Source organism: Pseudomonas sp. MF6394, assembly GCF_002018845.1.
Classification (GTDB): Bacteria; Pseudomonadota; Gammaproteobacteria; order Pseudomonadales; family Pseudomonadaceae; genus Aquipseudomonas; species Aquipseudomonas lactis.
Genome location: NZ_MVOJ01000046.1, coordinates 22228 through 40788 on the forward strand (window position 1 = coordinate 22228; position 18561 = coordinate 40788).

19 protein-coding genes and 1 pseudogene are annotated in these 18561 nt (G+C 60.1%); 10 read left to right on the plus strand and 10 right to left on the minus strand.

Annotation, left to right across the window (positions count from 1 at the left end; genetic code table 11):
• Positions 1–3: 3 nt before the first annotated feature.
• The 3 genes and pseudogenes from MF6394_RS34875 to MF6394_RS30485 form a co-directional block, all read right to left on the minus strand.
• Positions 4–183 (minus strand): annotated as a pseudogene (locus MF6394_RS34875) (hypothetical protein); the annotation flags it as partial.
• A 91-nt stretch (positions 184–274) separates the two neighbouring features.
• On the minus strand, positions 275–469 hold the full coding sequence (locus MF6394_RS30480) for a hypothetical protein (RefSeq protein WP_003190284.1): 195 nt from the start codon (positions 467–469) through the stop codon (positions 275–277).
• Positions 470–703: 234 nt separating this feature from the next.
• Complete coding sequence (locus MF6394_RS30485) at positions 704–1078, minus strand: hypothetical protein (protein ID WP_078468158.1); 375 nt, start codon at positions 1076–1078, stop codon at positions 704–706.
• A 156-nt stretch (positions 1079–1234) separates the two neighbouring features.
• On the opposite strand from MF6394_RS30485, the gene MF6394_RS30490 reads away from it, so the two are divergent.
• Positions 1235–2053 (plus strand): shikimate 5-dehydrogenase, encoded by an 819-nt coding sequence (locus MF6394_RS30490; RefSeq protein WP_078468159.1) that lies wholly within the window; start codon positions 1235–1237, stop codon positions 2051–2053.
• 675 nt (positions 2054–2728) lie between these two features.
• Here the strand turns inward: MF6394_RS30490 and MF6394_RS30510 are convergent.
• On the minus strand, positions 2729–3379 hold the full coding sequence (locus MF6394_RS30510) for a YceH family protein (protein ID WP_047710510.1): 651 nt from the start codon (positions 3377–3379) through the stop codon (positions 2729–2731).
• Between the two features lie 116 nt (positions 3380–3495).
• Between MF6394_RS30510 and MF6394_RS30515 the strand changes: the two genes are divergently transcribed.
• Positions 3496–4005 (plus strand): DUF1993 domain-containing protein, encoded by a 510-nt coding sequence (locus tag MF6394_RS30515; RefSeq protein WP_044273114.1) that lies wholly within the window; start codon positions 3496–3498, stop codon positions 4003–4005.
• Between the two features lie 68 nt (positions 4006–4073).
• Here MF6394_RS30515 and sstT read toward each other — a convergent pair whose 3' ends face one another.
• A complete protein-coding gene (gene sstT, locus MF6394_RS30520) occupies positions 4074–5294 on the minus strand; it encodes a serine/threonine transporter SstT (RefSeq protein WP_047710512.1) in 1221 nt (406 codons plus the stop codon).
• 241 nt (positions 5295–5535) lie between these two features.
• On the opposite strand from sstT, the gene MF6394_RS30525 reads away from it, so the two are divergent.
• On the plus strand, positions 5536–6690 hold the full coding sequence (locus tag MF6394_RS30525; RefSeq protein WP_044273118.1) for an MFS transporter: 1155 nt from the start codon (positions 5536–5538) through the stop codon (positions 6688–6690).
• Between the two features lie 4 nt (positions 6691–6694).
• Here the strand turns inward: MF6394_RS30525 and nhaR are convergent, their stop codons facing one another.
• Positions 6695–7597: a transcriptional activator NhaR gene (gene nhaR, locus MF6394_RS30530; RefSeq protein ID WP_047710513.1), complete on the minus strand. Its 903-nt coding sequence runs from the start codon at positions 7595–7597 to the stop codon at positions 6695–6697.
• Positions 7598–7731: 134 nt separating this feature from the next.
• Here nhaR and MF6394_RS30535 point away from each other — a divergent pair, with 134 nt between their 5' ends.
• From MF6394_RS30535 to mnmH, 4 genes are all read left to right on the plus strand, one after another.
• Positions 7732–7983, plus strand: a complete 252-nt coding sequence (locus MF6394_RS30535) for a hypothetical protein (protein ID WP_032892480.1) — start codon at positions 7732–7734, stop codon at positions 7981–7983.
• Between the two features lie 31 nt (positions 7984–8014).
• Positions 8015–8764: a TerC family protein gene (locus MF6394_RS30540; RefSeq protein ID WP_014717958.1), complete on the plus strand. Its 750-nt coding sequence runs from the start codon at positions 8015–8017 to the stop codon at positions 8762–8764.
• 93 nt (positions 8765–8857) lie between these two features.
• Entirely contained in the window at positions 8858–9892 is a 1035-nt protein-coding gene (gene selD / locus MF6394_RS30545; RefSeq protein ID WP_020302053.1) for a selenide, water dikinase SelD, read from the plus strand.
• Positions 9892–10995 carry a tRNA 2-selenouridine(34) synthase MnmH gene (gene mnmH, locus MF6394_RS30550; RefSeq protein ID WP_078468162.1) on the plus strand — a complete coding sequence of 368 codons (1104 nt, stop codon included), beginning with the start codon at positions 9892–9894 and terminating at the stop codon, positions 10993–10995. The genes selD and mnmH overlap by 1 nt, the downstream gene beginning before the upstream one ends.
• 118 nt (positions 10996–11113) lie before the next feature.
• Here the strand turns inward: mnmH and MF6394_RS30555 are convergent, their stop codons facing one another.
• Both MF6394_RS30555 and MF6394_RS30560 read right to left on the minus strand, forming a co-directional pair.
• Positions 11114–12169, minus strand: coding sequence for a permease (locus MF6394_RS30555; RefSeq protein WP_044273121.1), 1056 nt, complete (start codon positions 12167–12169; stop codon positions 11114–11116).
• Between the two features lie 58 nt (positions 12170–12227).
• Positions 12228–12929, minus strand: coding sequence for a hypothetical protein (locus MF6394_RS30560; protein ID WP_034125794.1), 702 nt, complete (start codon positions 12927–12929; stop codon positions 12228–12230).
• A gap of 252 nt (positions 12930–13181) precedes the next feature.
• On the opposite strand from MF6394_RS30560, the gene MF6394_RS30565 reads away from it, so the two are divergent.
• The 3 genes from MF6394_RS30565 to hemB all read left to right on the plus strand — a co-directional run bounded on the left by MF6394_RS30565 (position 13182) and on the right by hemB (position 15817).
• A complete protein-coding gene (locus MF6394_RS30565; RefSeq protein ID WP_003190312.1) occupies positions 13182–13880 on the plus strand; it encodes a glutathione S-transferase N-terminal domain-containing protein in 699 nt (232 codons plus the stop codon).
• Between the two features lie 3 nt (positions 13881–13883).
• Positions 13884–14726 (plus strand): PhzF family phenazine biosynthesis protein, encoded by an 843-nt coding sequence (locus tag MF6394_RS30570; protein WP_078468163.1) that lies wholly within the window; start codon positions 13884–13886, stop codon positions 14724–14726.
• A gap of 116 nt (positions 14727–14842) precedes the next feature.
• Positions 14843–15817: a porphobilinogen synthase gene (gene hemB, locus MF6394_RS30575; protein WP_078468164.1), complete on the plus strand. Its 975-nt coding sequence runs from the start codon at positions 14843–14845 to the stop codon at positions 15815–15817.
• Between the two features lie 59 nt (positions 15818–15876).
• On the opposite strand, the gene MF6394_RS30580 is transcribed toward hemB, so the two are convergent.
• Together MF6394_RS30580 and MF6394_RS30585 are read right to left on the minus strand one after the other, a co-directional pair.
• On the minus strand, positions 15877–16290 hold the full coding sequence (locus MF6394_RS30580; protein ID WP_034125790.1) for a hypothetical protein: 414 nt from the start codon (positions 16288–16290) through the stop codon (positions 15877–15879).
• 1 nt (position 16291) lies between these two features.
• The coding region (locus MF6394_RS30585) for an RHS repeat-associated core domain-containing protein (protein ID WP_177345163.1) at positions 16292–18561 on the minus strand (2270 nt) is incomplete at its 5' end.

The window sequence follows — 18561 nt, forward strand, 5'->3', positions numbered from 1 at the left end:
CCAGGCTTCTAGCCTGAAGTCGGTTGCCATCCGGCGTTGTGTTTCGGCATCCGATAACGAGGTGAGCGGGCCGCTGATCGGCTCGCCATCGCGCACCACATACCAGCAGGCGAGCAAGCCCAGTTTGCGCAGAGGGGCGGGGACGGCGCTACCGATGACAGACATGATTTGAACAGTGGGCATAAGTACCTCCAAACGTTATGGAGGTCACCTTACGGTTTGCTGGCGCCTGGGAAAAATCACCTGGCTCGATAGTCGACATCAACGCCAGGCGTTAATCCACCACCTGGTCGAGCATGTTCACCACTTCGTGTTCACTGAGCAGGCCCTTGCGCACCAGGTTTTCGGCCAGCAATGCCAGGAACTTGGCGCTGCGATGGCCTTCCAGGTGCTTGAGTTCAGTCAAGGCGCTGTAGACCTTGCTGGAGGTGCAAAGGCCGGCGGTGCGGTGCGGGTTTTGTGTGGGCATGGTCAATCGTCCTTAATTGTTATTGGCTGGACTGAGTCGATAGTGCGACTGTTTTGTGACGCAAACATGACAGTGCAGCCCGCAATCGATCAAGAGGATATTCGACGCTAATGATGTGGGATTGCTGCTCGTGCGTTGTTCTCACAGCGACATCGGCAGGATAAATCCGGACTTTTCAGGCAAAAAAAGACCCCGCATGTGGGCGAGGCCTGTGGCTGTCAACGGGGTTAAACCTTACCAACCATGGCGGTAGTAACCGTGGGGCGGGCCGTAGTAGCCGCGAGGCGGCCCATAATAACCACGCGGTGGGCCGTAATAGACGGGCGCCGGGCGGTAGTAAACCTGCTGTTGCACATACACCGGTGGCGGTGGCGCGTAGTAGACCGGCGGCGGCGCGGCATACACCGGCTGCGGCTGAACATACACCGGCTGTTGCACGTACACCTCACGCGGCTGGCTGGCAACCACAGAGCCGACTATCGCTGCGCCGACAAGCGCACCGAACACGGCCGGGCCACCCCAACCACCACCGTGGGCGGAAGCTTGGCCGGCCATCGCGAGTGCGCCGATAAGCAAGGCGATCCTGGGAAGTTTACGCATGATGGTCATTCCTCAATTAGCCCCTGCGCTTGTGGTCTGCAATCAATAGACTCAAGGATTGTCGCGGGGATACTTTTAAGACAACGTATTTCGAGAAAACAGCACGGCCAGTGAGTAAAGGTTGTGTAAGGTCTGTACCGATTTGCTTACTTCAAGGAGTTATCCATGCAGATGCACCCCAACAAGGACACCCAACTGTGCATGTCGCTGTCGGCGCGTCCTGGGAACTTTGGCCTGCGGTTTCATAACCACCTGTATGAACAGCTGGGTCTGAATTTTTACTATAAAGCCTTCAGCAGCCAGGACTTGCCCGGCGCGATCGGCGGTATCCGCGCCCTGGGTGTGCGCGGTTGCGGGGTGTCCATGCCGTTCAAGGAGGCCGCCATTGCCTTGGTGGACGAACTCGACGATTCGGTTCAAGCCATTGACTCCCTGAACACCATCGTCAACACCAACGGCCATCTCAAGGCTTACAACACCGACTACATCGCCATCGAGCAATTGCTTAAAAAACACGCGGTGCCCAAAGACTCCAGCTTCGCCCTGCGCGGCAGCGGCGGCATGGCCAAGGCGGTCGCCAGCGCCTTGCGTGACGGGGGGTACGCCAATGGTGTGATCGTGGCGCGCAACGAGGCCGCGGGACAGGCATTGGCCAGGAACCTGGGATACGCGTGGCAGGCGGATCTGGGTAGCCTGCGGCCGCAGATGCTGATCAACGTGACGCCCATCGGCATGACCGGCGGGGCGGAGGCGGATGCGTTGGCTTTTGAGGCCGAGGCAATCGATCAGGCTGAGACCGTCTTCGATGTGGTGGCGATCCCGGCGCAAACGCCGTTGATCGTGCGGGGGCGTGCGCAGGGCAAGCGGGTGATTACCGGGCTGGAAGTGATCGCTATTCAGGCGTTGGAGCAGTTTGTGCTTTATACCGGCGTGCGGCCTACGCAGGAGCAGTTCGAGGCAGCGGTGGCCTTCGCCCGCAGCTAAAGCCTTGCGCCAAATCCAATGTGGGAGTTGGCTTGCCTGCGATGGCGGCCAGTCAGGCGACGCCCATCTACCTGACACCCCACGATCCAACTGTGGGAGCGGGCTTGCCTGCGATGGCGGCCAGTCAGCCGACGCCCATCTACCTGACACCCCACGATCCAACTGTGGGAGCTGGCTTGCCTGCGATGGCGGCCTGCCAGCCGACGCCCATCTACCTGACACCCCACGATCCAACTGTGGGAGCGGGCTTGCTCGCGAAGACGGCCTCACAGTCGACACCGTAATACCGAGTACATATCCATTCCTGCGGTAACGGCCACTTAGGGTTCCGCCCTGACGGCGGCTCACTTTTGAACAGCGCAAAAGTAAGCAAAACGCTCTTGCCCCACCACTCGGCACCTCGCCTAGGCTCGGTGTGCCCGAACACAGGCTTGAATCCGTGGGCCGCCGCCACGCGCCATCCATGGCGCGGGGCGGCTAACCCGGCGTCCTGCCGGGTTACCCACGAATTCAAGCCTGCGTTCGGCCAGCGTGGTTTGACGGGGCGCCTAAGATCAAGATCAAAAGCAGATCAAGAGCGGCTCGCTTCGCATCGTGGTTACTGTTGATCACTTCAGAATTGTGTCGATACCTATGGCTATCGCAGGCAAGCCAGCTCCCACATCTTTATCTGCGTTATGCCTGTTCCAGTTGCGCTAGCCGCTCTTCCAGTGCGGCAATCCGCGCTTCCAGCTCTTCAATCCGCTCCACCGAAACAGCGCCCGCGCTACGCTCCACTGGGTTCCCCCGCGCGGACATAATCGCTTCAATATCCGCCGGGTCCCCAAGGGCATGGGTATATCGGTCTTCCCGCTGGCCCGCCTGACGCGGCACCAGCAGTGCCAGTCCTCGTGCAATCAGGCGTTCGAGTTGATGCACAACCTGTTCGGCATCCTCGAAATCATGCATGCGCCCACTGCGGGTGAGCAACTCGTTGACGGTCTGCGGCCCCCGCAAAAACAGCAACCCGGTCAGGATCACCTGGGCCGGCACCAGTTCCAGGGCCTTGTCCACACGGTGTTCCCAGCGGTCGGCGCGGCTGCCCATTACCAGGCGCGTGAAGCCCTGGCCCTCCAGCGCGCGCAGGCTCTGCCCGACCTGGCCTTGGCTGAGGTTCATCACCGGCTCGCGGCTGGTCTTCTGGTTACAGGCCAGCACCAGGGCGTTGAGGGTGAGGGGGTAGGTTTCCGGGTTGGTCGCCTGTTTTTCGATCAGGCAGCCCAGGACGCGGATTTCCGTGCTGTTCAGGCGCGGCTCAGGGGTGTCGGTGTCGTGCTCGGCGGTCATCGCGCTTTCCCTATGCAGTGAAGCCCCTTAGCCTAAGCTTGAAAAAATAAAAGACAAGCGCCAGGCATGGCTATAATCGCGGCTGGTTCCAACCCCGCCATTACCGTGAGACTGTCATGACTATTTCCCTGTACGCCGCTTCCATCCCGGTCTTCAAGCAAATGCTCAACGCCCTCAGCGATGTGCTGAACAAAGCCGAAGCCCACGCCAGCGCCAAGAACATCGAGCCCAATGCGTTGCTGCAAGCGCGGCTGTTCCCGGACATGTTCCCGTTGGTGCGCCAGGTACAGATCGCTGTGGACTTCGCCAAAGGTGTATCCGCACGCCTGGCCGAGATCGAAGTACCCAAGTACGAAGACAGCGAAGTCACTTTTGCCGACCTGCAGGCGCTGATCGCCAAAGTCCTGGCCTTTGTCGACACCATCAAGCCCGAGCAGATCGACGGCAAGGAAGGCATCGAGATCGTTACCCGCCCCGGCACCCCGAAAGAGAAGCGCTTCAGTGGCCAGTCCTACCTGCTGACCTACGGCCTGCCGCAGTTCTTCTTCCACGTCACCACCACTTATGCACTGCTGCGTCATAACGGCGTGGAAGTGGGCAAGCGCGACTATATGGGCGCGTTCTAAACCCGCAGATACAAAAAAGCCCGGTGCCGTTCTCTGCGAACGGCACCGGGCTTTTTTATGGGGCTGTGTTAAGCGGCCTGTTCTTCCTTGCCCAAACACGCCGCCGCCGTAAACAGCACATCGGTAGACGAGTTGAGTGCGGTTTCCGCCGAGTCCTGCAGCACGCCGATGATGAAACCGACAGCCACTACCTGCATGGCGATTTCACTGGGGATGCCGAACAGGCTGCACGCCAGCGGAATCAGCAGCAGCGAACCACCCGCCACCCCCGATGCACCACAGGCACATACCGCAGCGACCACGCTGAGCAGCACGGCGGTCGGCATGTCCACGGCGATGCCCAGGGTGTGCACGGCAGCCAGGGTCAGCACGGTAATGGTGATGGCGGCGCCGGCCATGTTGATGGTGGCGCCGAGGGGGATCGACACCGAGTAGGTGTCTTCATGCAGGCCCAGGCGTTTGCTCAACGCCAGGTTGACCGGAATGTTCGCCGCCGAGCTGCGGGTGAAGAACGCGGTGATGCCGCTTTCGCGCAGGCACATCAGCACCAGCGGATACGGGTTGCGGCGCAGTTTCCAGAACACGATGGCCGGGTTGATCACCAGCGCCACGAACAACATGCAGCCGATCAGCACGACCAGCAGGTGGGCATAACCGAGCAGGGCGCCGAAACCCGAGGTGGCCAGGGTGGAGGCCACCAGGCCAAAGATGCCCAGCGGGGCGAAGCGGATCACCACGCGCACGATCAGGGTGACGCCGTTGGACAAGTCGTCCAATACCGTACGGGTGGTTTGACCGGCATGGCGAATAGCGATGCCCATGCCAATGGCCCAGGCCAGGATGCCGATAAAGTTAGCGTTCATCAGCGCGCTGACCGGGTTATCCACCACGCTGAGCGCCAGGCTCTGCAACACTTCGCCAATGCCTCCAGGAGCGCTCACCGTGGCGTCATGGGTCGCCAATACCAGGAACGACGGAAACATCATGCTGGCGACCACCGCAACCACGGCGGCGGCAAAGGTGCCGAGCAGGTACAGGAACAGGATCGGGCGGATATGGGTTTCCTGGCCATGCTTATGGTTGGCAATCGAAGCCATGACCAGCACAAACACCAGGATCGGCGCGACAGCCTTCAGCGCCGTAACAAACACCTTGCCGATAAAGCCAGTGGCGCGCGCGGCCTCGGGTAACAGCAGGGCCAGCACGATCCCGGCGATCAGGCCGATGACAATTTGGGTGACCAGGCTGACGCGCATTAAACGTTGCAACAGGGAGGGGGCAGCAGTCATAAAGAGTTGTCTCTAGTTTTTTTAGTAGGGCACAGCATTGCAGGCAGAAAGCACTGTAGGAAGTAGGCGCGAAGTCTAGCATGCTGTGGGAAGCGTCTTGTTTGCTGCGGCATTCCGTCACCCGTTTCAGTCGGACTTGGTCAAATCCAGACATGTTCTGTTAAGATTCACCCCTCTCATCTTTCCTCTCCGTCAGCGGGCCCTTAGGGCTGTCGTTGATGTCGTCGTTTCTGGAGTTTTCATGTTGTTTCCTATCCTGCTGCTGTCAGCCGCCGGTTTTACCGTGCTGACCACAGAATTCGTCATCGTCGGCCTGTTACCGTCGATTGCTCGGGACCTGAACGTCAGCGTGTCCCAGGCCGGGCTGCTGGTGACACTGTTCGCGTTCACCGTGGCCGCGTTCGGCCCGTTCCTCACCGCCTACTGCGCGCGGTTCCCGCGCAAGCGGCTGTTTATCAGTATCCTGATCATGTTCGCGGCGGCCAATACCGTGGCGGCATTGGCACCGAATATCTGGGTGATGGCCGTGGCCCGTTTGATCCCTGCTCTGGGCTTGCCAGTGTTCTGGGCCCTGGCCAGCGAAACGGCGGTAGACATTGTCGGCCCTGAGTTCGCCGGGCGTGCGATTGAAAAAATCGGCTTCGGCATTGTGTGCGCCACCGTGTTTGGTATTCCGGTGGGCACGCTGATTTCCGATATGTTCGGCTGGCGCACCGCGTTTGCGGTGCTCGCGGTGATCGCCCTGGCCAAGGCGTTACTGCTGTATATCTACCTGCCGGCTACCCAGGCCAAGCACCAGCAGGCCAGCTTGCGCTCACAATTCAAGATCCTGCGCAGCCCGGTGATGCAGGGGCATATCCTGCTGTCGATCCTGGTGTTCAGTGGCATGTTCACCGCCTATACCTACCTGGCAGATATTCTTGAGCGCCTGGCCGGCTTCGACGGCACGTTGGTGGGCTGGTGCCTGATGGGCTTTGGCGCGGTCGGGCTGATCGGTAATTCCCTGGGCGGACGTGCCGTGGATCGTCACCCATTGATCGCGTCCATGGTGTTCTGCGGGTTCATGATCGCGGGCATGGTGGCGGTGGTGCCGGCGATTCACTCGACCATCGGCCTGGCTGCGGCGATGGCGGTGTGGGGCGTGACCCAGGCGGCGATGTTCCTGGTCAGCCATGTGCGCTTGATGAAGGCTGCGCCCCATGCGCCAGCGTTTGCGGCGTCGCTGAACATTGCCGGGGCCAACCTCGGCATTGGCCTGGGTGCGATGGTGGGCGGGCATGTCATCGACACCCTCGGCCTGGGCAGCCTGGGCTTTGCCGCTTCGGGGTTTATCCTGGTGTCGATCCTGCTGGCACTGTGGCTGATGACCGCCAAATCCACGGCGCTCAATGCCTGAGTGATCAGGGCAGGGCGGTAAACAACTCCCGCCGGGCACCCTCGGTAATCGCCACAATGCCGGGGTGCTTGACCTTGCGCTCCACCGAGATTGCATAAAACGACTCGGTCACTGCATCGGTCTGGCCGATCAGCGCCACGCCATATTGGCGCACCACCTCATCGGCGATCACGCTGGGCGCGATAAAGATCCCGCTGCCCGATTGCCCAAACGCCTGCATCAAGGCGCTGTCGTCGAACTCGCCGATGATGCGCGGCTGAATCTGCTGTTCGGCAAACCAGCGCTGCAAACGGCTGCGCACCACGGTCTCTGCCCCTGGAATCAACAGCGGCGCACCCTGCAAACACTGTGGGAAATCGCCGCCATATTGGTCAGCCAACGCCTGGGTGGCGAAAAAACTGATGCCGCATTCTCCCAACTTCTGGCTGTAGCCCTTGATGTCCAAGTGCGTGGGCATGGGGCTGTCGGAAATCACCAGGTCCAGGCGCTGGATCGCCAGGTCGGCCAGTAAACGTTCGAGTTTGTCTTCACGGCAGGTGATGCGGATCGGTTCGCTCAACTCCATGGTCGGCGCGATCAACCGGTACACGATGGACTTGGGCACTACATCCGCCACCCCGACCCGGAACGGAATCTGCTGCTCGTCAGGCTGGGCGCGCAGCATCGCCTCCAGTTCATTGCCGGTCTGGAACATCTGCTCGGCGTAGGGCAGCGCCTGGCGCCCGGCTTCGGTCAGTTCAAGCTGGCGCCCGACCCGCTGAAACAGGGCAACACCGTAGGTCTGCTCCAACAGGCTGATCTGCCCGCTGATGGTCTGCGGCGTGAGGTTCAACTGCTCGCAGGCGCGCACGATGCTGCCGGTCTTGGCCACCACCCAGAAGTAATGCAGTTGTCGATAATTGAGCATCGCGACCTACACTTCGTAAAAATCGAAGTATACGCGAGAAAAATACGAATTTTCCTGAACTGTTCGCCTGCATAGAATGCCTCGCTATCGAGGGGCCACTATTTGGGCCCAATGGTTCTAACGAGGAATACATCATGAAACTCAATTCCCTGGGCGCGGCGTCGTTGCTTGCGCTTTCATTGATAGTGGTCAGCGGCTGTGATCAAGTCGAGAAAAGCGCGCAACAGGTGTTGGGCAAAGCCACCGAGTCGGCCAAGCAGGCCATCGACGACACCCACAAGGCCGCCGAGCAGGCATTGAGTGAAGCAACCCAGGGCTTGATCAGCCCTGAGAAGCAGGAAAAAGACGCCGAAAACGACGCTGAATCCGACACCAAAGAAACCTAATTCCCCAGCACTAAAACGTCAGGACTGACCTATGGATTACCTTTTACAACTGGCCGCCAGCCCCACCGCCTGGGTCGCACTGGCGACCTTGATCGTCATGGAAATCGTGCTGGGCATCGATAACCTGATCTTTATCTCGATCCTCACCAACAAATTGCCAGAGAAGCACCGGGCCAAGGCGCGGCGCATTGGTATCAGCATGGCGTTGATCTTGCGTCTGGGCTTGCTGAGCACCATCGCGTTCATCGTGCAATTGACGACACCGGTGTTTGAAGTGTTCGGCCAAGCGTTCTCGTGGAAGGACATGATCCTGATCGCCGGTGGCCTGTTCCTGGTGTGGAAGGCAACCACCGAGATCCATCACAGCATGGACCCGGAGCCTGAAGAGAAGGCCACCGTCAGCAACACCGTGACCATCGGCTTTGCCGCTGCCATCGGCCAGATCCTGATGCTCGACCTGGTGTTCTCCATCGACAGCATCATCACCGCCGTGGGCATGACGGAGCACTTGCCGATCATGATCATTGCCGTGGTGGTCTCGGTGATCGTGATGCTGGTGGCCGCTGAACCGTTGGCCAAGTTCATCAACGACAACCCGACTGTGGTGATGCTGGCCCTGGGCTTCTTGATCATGATCGGCATGACGCTGATCGCCGAAGGCTTCGGCGCCCACGTGCCAAAAGGCTACGTGTATGCGGCCATGGCGTTCTCGGCGGCGATCGAATGCTTGAACATCGCCCGGCGTAACCGGCACGCACGTTTGCTCGCTGCGCGTCAGTAATCGCTGAACAAACAGGCCGGCTGTGCTCACAAGAGCCCAGCCGGCCTTTTGCTGTCTGCTAGAATCGGCCCACTTGATAGCTTGAGGTCCCCCATGAACGAGCCGATTCGCCTTACCCAGTACAGCCACGGTGCGGGTTGCGGTTGCAAGATTTCGCCCCAGGTGCTGGAAGTGATCCTTGCGGGCAGCGGTGCACAGAACCTCGACCCCAACCTGTGGGTGGGCAATGCCTCCCGCGACGATGCGGCGGTGTACGCCATCGACGACGAGCGCGGCGTGGTGTCCACCACGGACTTTTTCATGCCGATTGTCGACGACCCGTTCGACTTCGGCCGCATTGCCGCCACCAATGCCATCAGCGACATCTACGCCATGGGCGGCGACCCCCTGATGGCCATCGCCATTCTCGGTTGGCCGGTCAACGTGCTGGCGCCGGAGATTGCCCGCGAAGTAATTCGCGGCGGTCGGGCGGTGTGCGACGCGGCTGGCATTCCGCTTGCGGGCGGGCATTCCATCGATGCGCCGGAGCCGATCTTCGGCCTGGCCGTGACCGGCATCGTGCAAAAGCGCCATATGAAGCGTAACGACACGGCCACTGCCGGTTGCCGCCTGTACCTGACCAAGCCCTTGGGCATCGGCATCCTCACCACCGCCGAGAAGAAGGGCAAGCTGCGCGAGGCGGATATCGGCCTGGCGCGTGACTGGATGTGCACCCTCAACAAGCCGGGCAGCCGTTTCGGCAAGTTGGCCGGTGTGACGGCCATGACCGATGTCACCGGTTTCGGCCTGCTCGGCCACCTGGTGGAAATGGCCGACGGCAGTGGCCTGACCGCCCGCATCGACTATGCAAAAGTCCCACGCTTGCCGGGGGTTGAGTATTACCTGGACCAGGGCTGTGTGCCGGGTGGCACCTTGCGCAACTTCGAGAGCTACGCCAGCAAGCTGGGGCGCGTGCAGGAGCTGCACAAGCGCGTGCTGTGCGACCCGCAAACCAGCGGTGGCCTGCTGATCGCCGTTACCCCCGAAGGTGATGCCGAGTTCCACGCCGTGGCCGCCGAGCTGGGCCTGGCCCTTGAGCCTATCGGTGAACTGCTGGAGCGACAGACCAACGCGGTTGAGGTGATTTGATGGCGACGGACATCACCGATTACCGCGACATTTTCCTCAATGACCGCCCGATGATGGATACCCGCGCGCCGGTCGAATTCACCAAGGGCGCGTTCCCCGGGGTGATCAACCTGCCGCTGATGACCGACGATGAGCGCCAGCGGGTCGGCACCTGTTACAAGCAGCAAGGCCAGCAAGCGGCGATCGTGCTGGGGCATGAACTGGTGTCCGGGGCAATCAAGGCCGAGCGCATCGCACAGTGGGCGCAGTTTGCCCAGGCCCATCCCGAGGGTTACCTGTACTGCTTTCGGGGCGGCCTGCGTTCGCAGATCGTGCAGCAATGGTTGAAAACCGAAGCGGGCATCGAGTACCCCCGCGTCGGCGGTGGCTACAAGGCCATGCGCACCTTCCTGCTGGAAACCCTGGAGCAGGCGACCGCCCAGTGTGACTTCGTACTGCTGGGCGGCATGACCGGCACCGGCAAGACCGAAGTGCTCGGCCAACTGCGTAATGCTCTGGACCTGGAAGGCCACGCCAACCACCGTGGCTCCAGCTTCGGCAAGCGCGCCACGGCGCAACCCTCCAATATCGACTTCGAAAACCGCCTGGCGGTGGATGTGCTGAAGAAGCGCGCAGGCGGTATCGAGCAGTTTGTGGTCGAGGACGAGAGCCGCATGATCGGCAGTTGTGCGCTGCCATTGCCGCTGCACAAGGGGATGCAGACCTTTCCCATGGTATGGCTGGAAGACAGTGTTGAAGGCCGTGTAGAGCGCATCCTCAAGGATTACGTCGTTGACTTGTGCGCTGAGTTTATTGGCGTTTTTGGTGACGTTGGCCAGGCATTGTTTGCTGAACGTTTGACCCTGAGCATGGCCAATATTCACAAGCGCCTGGGAGGTGAGCGTTTCCAACGGCTGCAGGCGGTGTTACAGGATGCCCTGGCCGAACAGGCACGCAGCGGCGCAGTGGACCTGCACCGGGTATGGATTGAAGGCTTGCTGCGTGAGTATTACGACCCGATGTATGCGTTCCAGCGCGAGAGCAAGGGCGCGCGTATCGAGTTTGCCGGGGCGCAGGGTGAGGTGGTGGAGTATTTGCGTGAGCGTAGTGTACGGCGGGGTTGATCGGTTAATTGCTAGGGCCCCTTCGCGAGCAAGCCCGCTCCCACATTTTGATCCTGTTCACAAATCAAAATGTGGGAGCGGGCTTGCTCGCGAAGAGGCCGTCAGCCTTGGCGCATCACTAAAGAATCACCGCCCCAATCAACCCACACACCACCCCCACCAGCATGGTCAACCCGGCCACCGTCACCAGCACCCGCGCATCGAAATCCTTGCGCAGCATCAACAGCGACGGCAGGCTCACGCTCGGCAGGGTCATCAGCAAGGCCACGGCCGGGCCGGTGCCCATGCCCAGGGCCATCATGGTTTGTACGATGGGAATCTCTGCCGCTGTCGGAATCACAAACAGCGTGCCCACAATCGCCAGCGGCACCAGCCACACCAGGCTGTCGGCCATCGCCCCGTCCACGTGGGGGAACAGCCATACCCGCGCCGCGCCGAGGATCAGCACCGCCAGGATATACACCGGGATAGTGCTCCAGAACAGCTGCCACAGGGTGCGTAACCAGCGGCTCAGGAACGGTTGCGATTCCGCCGTACTGACGTCGGCAACGGCTTCCAGTGCGGCTTCCGGCACTTGGTCCGGGCGCGCAATGCGCTGTGCCACCAAAGACACGCCCACCACCAGCACAATCCCCGCCACCAGCCGCAACGCGGTGAAACCCCAGCCCAGCACAAAGCCCATGAACACCAGGGTGGCCGGGTTCAATACCGGGTTGGCAATCCAGAATGCCAGCGCCGCGCCGACCGACACCTGCTGGCGGCGCATGCCCGCCGCCACCGGGGCCGCGCAGCAGCTGCACATCATCCCCGGCAGGGCGAACAGCCCACCGCGCAGGGTCGAGCCCAGCCCGGCGCGGCCAAACAGGCGCAGCAGCCAGTCGCGGGGGATCAACACTTGCAGCAACGAGCCGAGGATCACCGCCAGTACGGCGGCTTTCCAGATGGCCAGGAAATACACCTGGGCATAAGCCAGCGCCGCCGCCAGGGGCGAGCTTTGCTGGTCATTGAGAATCGAGGCGCCAATGCTGTGGTTATCGGCCGCTACAAACGCCTTGAGGTAGTAGGGCGACCACTTCACATAATAGAGGCCGATGCAGGCCACCAACAGAAATAGGGCAGGTTTGCACCAGAACGCCCAGCCGCGGCTGGGCTGGGTGGAAGCGAGGTTGGGCATGGAGAGGATCCGCAGGTGAGTCGATAGCCTGGCATCATACGCCCCTGCGGCCCAAGCTTCAGATATCTGCGCTGACCTGGGTCGGGTCCGGGCAGTTTTCCCCACCGTTATTCAGCCCTTGCTTATAGTTGCGACTGAGCAGCGAGGCCTTGCCGTTGTGCCAGGTCAGTGTCAGCACATACAAGGAGTCGTAGTCATTGCCAGACCAATCATCGGTAATGGTGTGTTTTTCGCCGGCTGCTTCGCTGGCAACTTTGTTGATCAGTTCCGGCAAGTAACCATGGGACCAGGCCGTATAGATCGTCGCGTTGCGGTACTTGTCCTCGACCAGTTCTTCGGCCAGGGCGCTGGTGTCATTGGCTGAAAATTCGATGTTCACCGGCAGGCCAAGCTTGATCGCGCTGGGGCTGATGGTGATCAAGGGGCGAATGTAGCTGTAGGAGTTATCCAGTTCGCCTTCCTCGACATTGCGCGTCGGGTTGGCAGCGAACACATAGTTGGCTTTGCCAAACTTTTCCGGCAACAGGGTCGCCAGGTTCATGGCGCGGTTCAGGCCCTGGCAATTGAGTTGGCCCAGGCCACCGGCCGGTTTTTCGCCATGGCGCAGGAATACCAGGGTTTGCACGCCATCGACCGGTTGCGCGCGGCTTTCACGGGCGTCCAGGGCGGTGACGATGGCGGCGCTGACCAGCAGCAGCGGCAATACCATATAGGAATAACGTTTGAGTTGTGGCACAAGGCGCAGAGGCTTGATCTTCATGATAGGTTCGAGTCTTCGTGCGTCGGGTTAAGGCGGACAAGCCCGGCCCCAGTGACGCATCAGCGTCCTGCGGTGTTCCCTGTCGATAAAGCAAAGCGCCTCCTTTCATTCTTCGGGCGCTCTTTAAGAGTGCATTCGGGCGCTTTGGTTCGCCCACGCGGGATTCTAGCCGGCAAATGTTGCGCAACGATGACCCATGCACGACGGCAGGCAGATGACTATCATGGGGACTTTCCGTCCAGGGGGTTCTCGATGAACGCACTCGCCGCTTTCCCGATCAACAGCAAATGGCCCGCCCAGCACCCGGAACGCCTGCAGCTGTATTCGTTGCCCACGCCCAACGGCGTCAAGGTGTCGATCATGCTCGAAGAGCTGGGCCTGCCTTATGAGGCGCACAAGGTCAGCTTCGACACCCAGGACCAGTTGTCACCCGAGTTCCTGTCCCTGAACCCCAACAACAAGATCCCCGCGATCATCGACCCCAACGGCCCGAGCGGGCAGCCGTTGGCGCTGTTCGAATCCGGCGCGATCCTTGTTTACCTGGCGGAAAAAACCAGCCAGTTGCTCTCCGAAGACCCGGCCACCCGCTATGAAACCCTGCAATGGTTGATGTTCCAGATGGGCGGCATCGGCCCGATGTTTGGCCAACTGGGGTTCTTCAACAAATTCGCCGGCAAGGCGTATGAAGACAAGCGTCCGCGTGATCGATACGCCGCCGAATCGCGGCGCTTGCTGGGCGTGCTGGAAAAGCGCCTGTTGGGCCGCACCTGGATCATGGGCGACGAGTACAGCATCGCCGACATTGCGATCTTTCCGTGGGTTCGCAACCTGATTGGGTTCTACGAGTCCGGTGACCTGGTGGGCATTACCGATTTCCCTAACGTACTGCGCGCGTTGGACGGCTTTGTCGCACGTCCGGCGGTGATCCGTGGCCTGAACATTCCGAGCTGAAGCATGCCGACTTTCGATTTTCAACAACTGGATGTCTTCAGCAGCGTACCGCTCAAAGGCAACCCCTTGGCCGTTGTGTTGGGCGCCGATAGCTTCACCGACCAACAGATGGCGGACTTCGCCAATTGGACCAACCTCAGCGAAACCACGTTTTTACTGACGCCGCGCGACCCTCGTGCTGACTATCGGGTAAGAATCTTCACCACCCTCAAGGAGCTGCCGTTCGCCGGGCACCCGACTTTGGGCAGTTGCCACGCCTGGTTGCAGGCTGGCGGCGTGCCACGTGGGGAGGAGATTATCCAGGAGTGCGAAATCGGCTTGGTGCGTATTCGCCGTCAGGGCGATGAACTGGCGTTTATCGCGCCGCCATTGCTGCGTGCCGGCCCGGTGGAGGCGCCGTTGCTGGAGCGCGTGCGCCTGGCATTAGGCCTGGCGCCCGAGGCTATCTTGCGCAGCCAATGGGTTGACAATGGTGCGGGTTGGCTGGCGGTGATGTTGGCTGATCGTGAGGCGGTGCTTGCGTTGCAACCGGACTATTCGCAAATCCAGGGTCTGGCCGTAGGGGTGATCGCCCCCTGCGACCCCACGCGTGACGCGGTGGACGCGCAATTTGAAGTGCGCGCTTTTGTCGCTGGCGATGGCGCCGCCGAAGACCCGGCCACCGGCAGCTTGAATGCCGGCGTGGCCCAATGGCTCCTCGCTGAAGGCCTGGCGCCCAACCGTTACGTGGTCAGCCAAGGCACGGCGATAGGGCGAGCAGGGCGTATTTATATCGAGCGCCAGGGCGATGAAATCTGGGTGGGCGGCGCGGTGGCGTTGTGTATCGAGGGGCGTCTACAGCTGTAGATCAATGAATTGTTACGCGCCTGGCAATACACTATTGGCCCCTCGGCGTTTGTGTTGCCAGGACTTGGGGGCATAAGCTTTCGCCCCAAAGTGTTCAGCCATTTTTCAGGATTGCCATGACCAGCCAGTTCCCCCAAGCCCGCCCACGTCGCCTGCGCCGCTCCCCGGAGCTGCGTGGCCTGTTCCAGGAAAGCGAATTCACCCTCAACGACCTGGTACTGCCGATTTTTGTCGAAGAAGAAATCGACGATTTCGTGCCCATCGCCAGCATGCCGGGTGTGTTGCGCATTCCCGAGAAAAAACTCGCCGGTGAGATCGAGCGTTACGCTCGCGCCGGCATCAAGTCGGTGATGACCTTCGGCGTGTCCCACCACCTTGACGCCAGCGGCAGCGACACCTGGAAAGAACGCGGCCTGGTTTCGCGCATGTCCTCGATCATCAAGGACGCCGTGCCGGAAATGATCGTGATGTCCGACACCTGTTTCTGCGAATACACCGACCACGGCCACTGCGGCGTGATGCACGGCGCCCATGTCGACAACGACGCGACCCTGGTCAACCTCGGCAAACAAGCCGTGGCCGCCGCCCGCGCTGGCGCCGACGTGATCGCCCCGTCAGCCGCGATGGACGGCCAGGTCCAGGCCATCCGCCGCGCCCTGGATGACGCCGGCTTCACCCACATCCCGATCATGGCCTACTCCACCAAATTCGCCTCGGCCCTCTACGGCCCCTTCCGCGAAGCCGGCGGCAGCGCGCTCAAGGGCGACCGCAAAAGCTACCAGATGAACCCGATGAACCGCCGCGAAGCCGTGCGCGAATCGCTGCTGGACGAACAGGAAGGCGCCGACGCGCTGATGGTCAAGCCAGCCGGGGCCTACCTCGACATCATCCGCGACATCCGCGAAGCCTCGCGCCTGCCGGTGGCCGCGTACCAGGTGAGCGGTGAGTACGCGATGATCAAGTTCGGCGCACAGGCTGGGGCGATTGATGAGGACCGAGTGGTGCGCGAGACGTTGGGGTCGATCAAGCGGGCGGGGGCGGATTTGATATTTACGTATTTTGCGATGGATTTGGCGTTGGCGGGGATTTAAGGACATCGTTTCTCCCCTGTGGTGAGCGGGCTTATCACAGGGGTAGGAGCACTCATAACTTAGTTAAATTTTTCGTAATCTTGCGCACCTAGTGACACCAACCATTTCCTGAAGAAATCAATTTGTTCCTGTGGGTCGTTTGTTAGGTTCTCCTCTTCGTAGTCAAACAAATGGACTATGTCGTCGTTGGTAGCTTGCTGACCTAAAGTCATTTCGTATGCGACGAGCCCCGCGCTCATCTGAGAAGCCATTCTTGATGGTTTAACGTTTATTTTTGCCCCTTTGCATAAAAAAGTTATATGCGGGAAGTCTGCTCTGATTTTTGCGAGACAAATATATAAGTCATGCCCTTCATAGACTTTTTTAAAGTTGTCGGCCTCTGAAAATGTCATGATGAGCTTCCTTGGGTCATATTTTACGGTGACCTCCTTGTGCTCGTTTTTGATTATTACCTTTATATTCTTAGTTTTCATTTTATTTCCTGTTGGGATTTGGTATGGAATATCCAATGTAAGTTCCATCAGACTTTACTGGGGTGGCGCCTAATATGTCCTCTGTGTCGATTTTGTTATGGATAGCGAATTCTAGCTCCTTCGGGTATGGCGCCTGCTTGCCTAGTTCTGTATTTATATCATGCCCCTCAATACTCTTAAGTGTATACAAGTAGCCCTTTTTATCTCCGTAGCTGGTAGCAAAAGTGATCCCGACTGCTCGAGATGGCGATGTGCTTATGAAGTTGCTGGGAGGGTCATTACTGTCAATGGCGTGTAGGTACAAATCTTCGCTATCGCCTTTGCTTTTAAAGCCATTTTTGAATACCTCGTTTGGAGGGGTTTTGTCTCCGCGAAAAAGATACTCTTCGTCATTATGAGGAGTCGGAAGGTTGGGTTCTGATTTCTTACTTGATGCTGGAGTTGAAGGATCTTCAGCGCCTAAGGATGGTTCGCATCCTACCGTACCTGGGCATCTGTTCAGTCCGAGCGGGTCTGCCCAACCTGTCGGATTGGGCACATACCGGTATCCATTGATCCCCCCCGCCAACTTCACCGGGTCCGGTGTCAGGTAGCGACCAATATCCGGATTGTAGTAGCGATGGCGGTTGTAGTGCAGGCCGCTTTCCGGATCGAAATACTGACCCTGAAAGCGCAGCGGGTTGTCGATTTTGCCCGCGTCGAGCCGGGCGATCTGGCCGTAGGCGCGGTAGTGGGCGGACCAGACGATTTCGCCCTCGGGGCTGGTGAGTTCCTGCGGGGTGCCGAGGTGGTCGAGTTGGTAGTGGTAGGGCGTTGTGGCTTGGGGGCCGAAGCCTTCCAGTAGCGCCAGTGGGCGGAAGCTGTCTGGTTCGTAGAGGTAGCTTCGATGGCGTTCTGCGTGGTGTTCGGCAATCAGCTTGTCGCCTTGCCAGAAAAACTCGGTGGTCTTGCCGTCGACGGTTTTGCTGATACGCCGCCCAAATGGGTCGTAGCGATAGCTGGCGGTTTGGCCGTTTGGTTGGGTGATGCCGATCAGCCGATGCTGGCAGTCGTAGCGGTATTCGGTGATGAGTTGCTGGCCTTTACCGCGCCGTTCGCGGATGAGGTTGCCGAAGGCGTCGTAGTCGTAATGGCGGTCGCCCTGGATCATCAGGCGGTTGGCCGCGACGATGTCCGGGCCGGGGCGGTCTTGCATCAGCAGGTTGCCGGCGGGGTTGTGGCCGAAGCGTTCCTGTACGTCTTGGGAGTGGTCGGCGCGGGTCAGGCGGGCGAGGGGGTCGTAGTGGTAGCGGTGTTCGCCTTTGCGGGTGTCGAGCAGGCGGGTGAGGTTGCCGGCTTTGTCGTAGTCGTATTGGCGTTGGTAGAGGTGGTTCTGTTGCTGGGTCACCGCATGGGCATGCAGGCGGTGTTGATCGTCGTAGTGGTAGTGGCTGAGCAGTTGGCCTTGCTGGCGCTGGTGTTCGCGGCCGCTGTTGAATAGATGGGAGGTGAGCACTTCTCCGTTGAGTTCGACGGTGGCGAGTTGGTCGCCTTTGTCGTGGTTGAAAGTGACGCGGTTGTTGTCTGGCAGGCACAGGTTTTTCAGCTGGCCGCAGGCGTCGTAGCCGTAGCGCAGGGTGCCCCAGCCTTGGTGCTCGGCGGTGAGGCGGTTTTGGCGGTCGTATTCGTAGGCCAGCGCCCAGTGACCGTCTTCGACGCTGAGGAGGTTGCCTTGGCGGTCGTAGGCATAATCGATAGTGCTGTTATCGGGCAGGGTTTTTCTTACGAGGCGCCCGGCGTAATCGCGCTGGTAGCGGGTGATGAGCTGACTGTCATCGTCGCCGTATTCGGTTTTTTCCAGCAGGTTGCCGTTGAGGTCGTAGGCATACGCGGTGCGTTGGCCGTCGAAGCCGGTTTCCTGGCGGATCAGGCCATTGAGGTGGTAGTCGAGTTGGTAGGTTTCGCCGGCTTCGTTTTCGATCTCGGTGAGGAGCAGCCGGGCGCTGTCGTAGCGGTACTTGACCTGGGTGCCGTCGGCGTTGAGGCGGCGGCTGATCAGGTGCAGGCCATCGGCGTATTCGTAGCGGGTGACGTGGCCGAGTTCATCGCGTTCGGCGATGATTTTGCCGTAGGGGTTGTAGCTGAATTCCCTGCAAGCACCACTGGGCTGGATCAGTTTCAGCAAGCGTCCTGCGGCGTCCCACTGATACTGGATTAGTGCGCCATGCTCATCCTCACGGGCAACCTGTCGCCCCAAGTCGTCATAGCGATAACGCTTGATCCCACCATGGG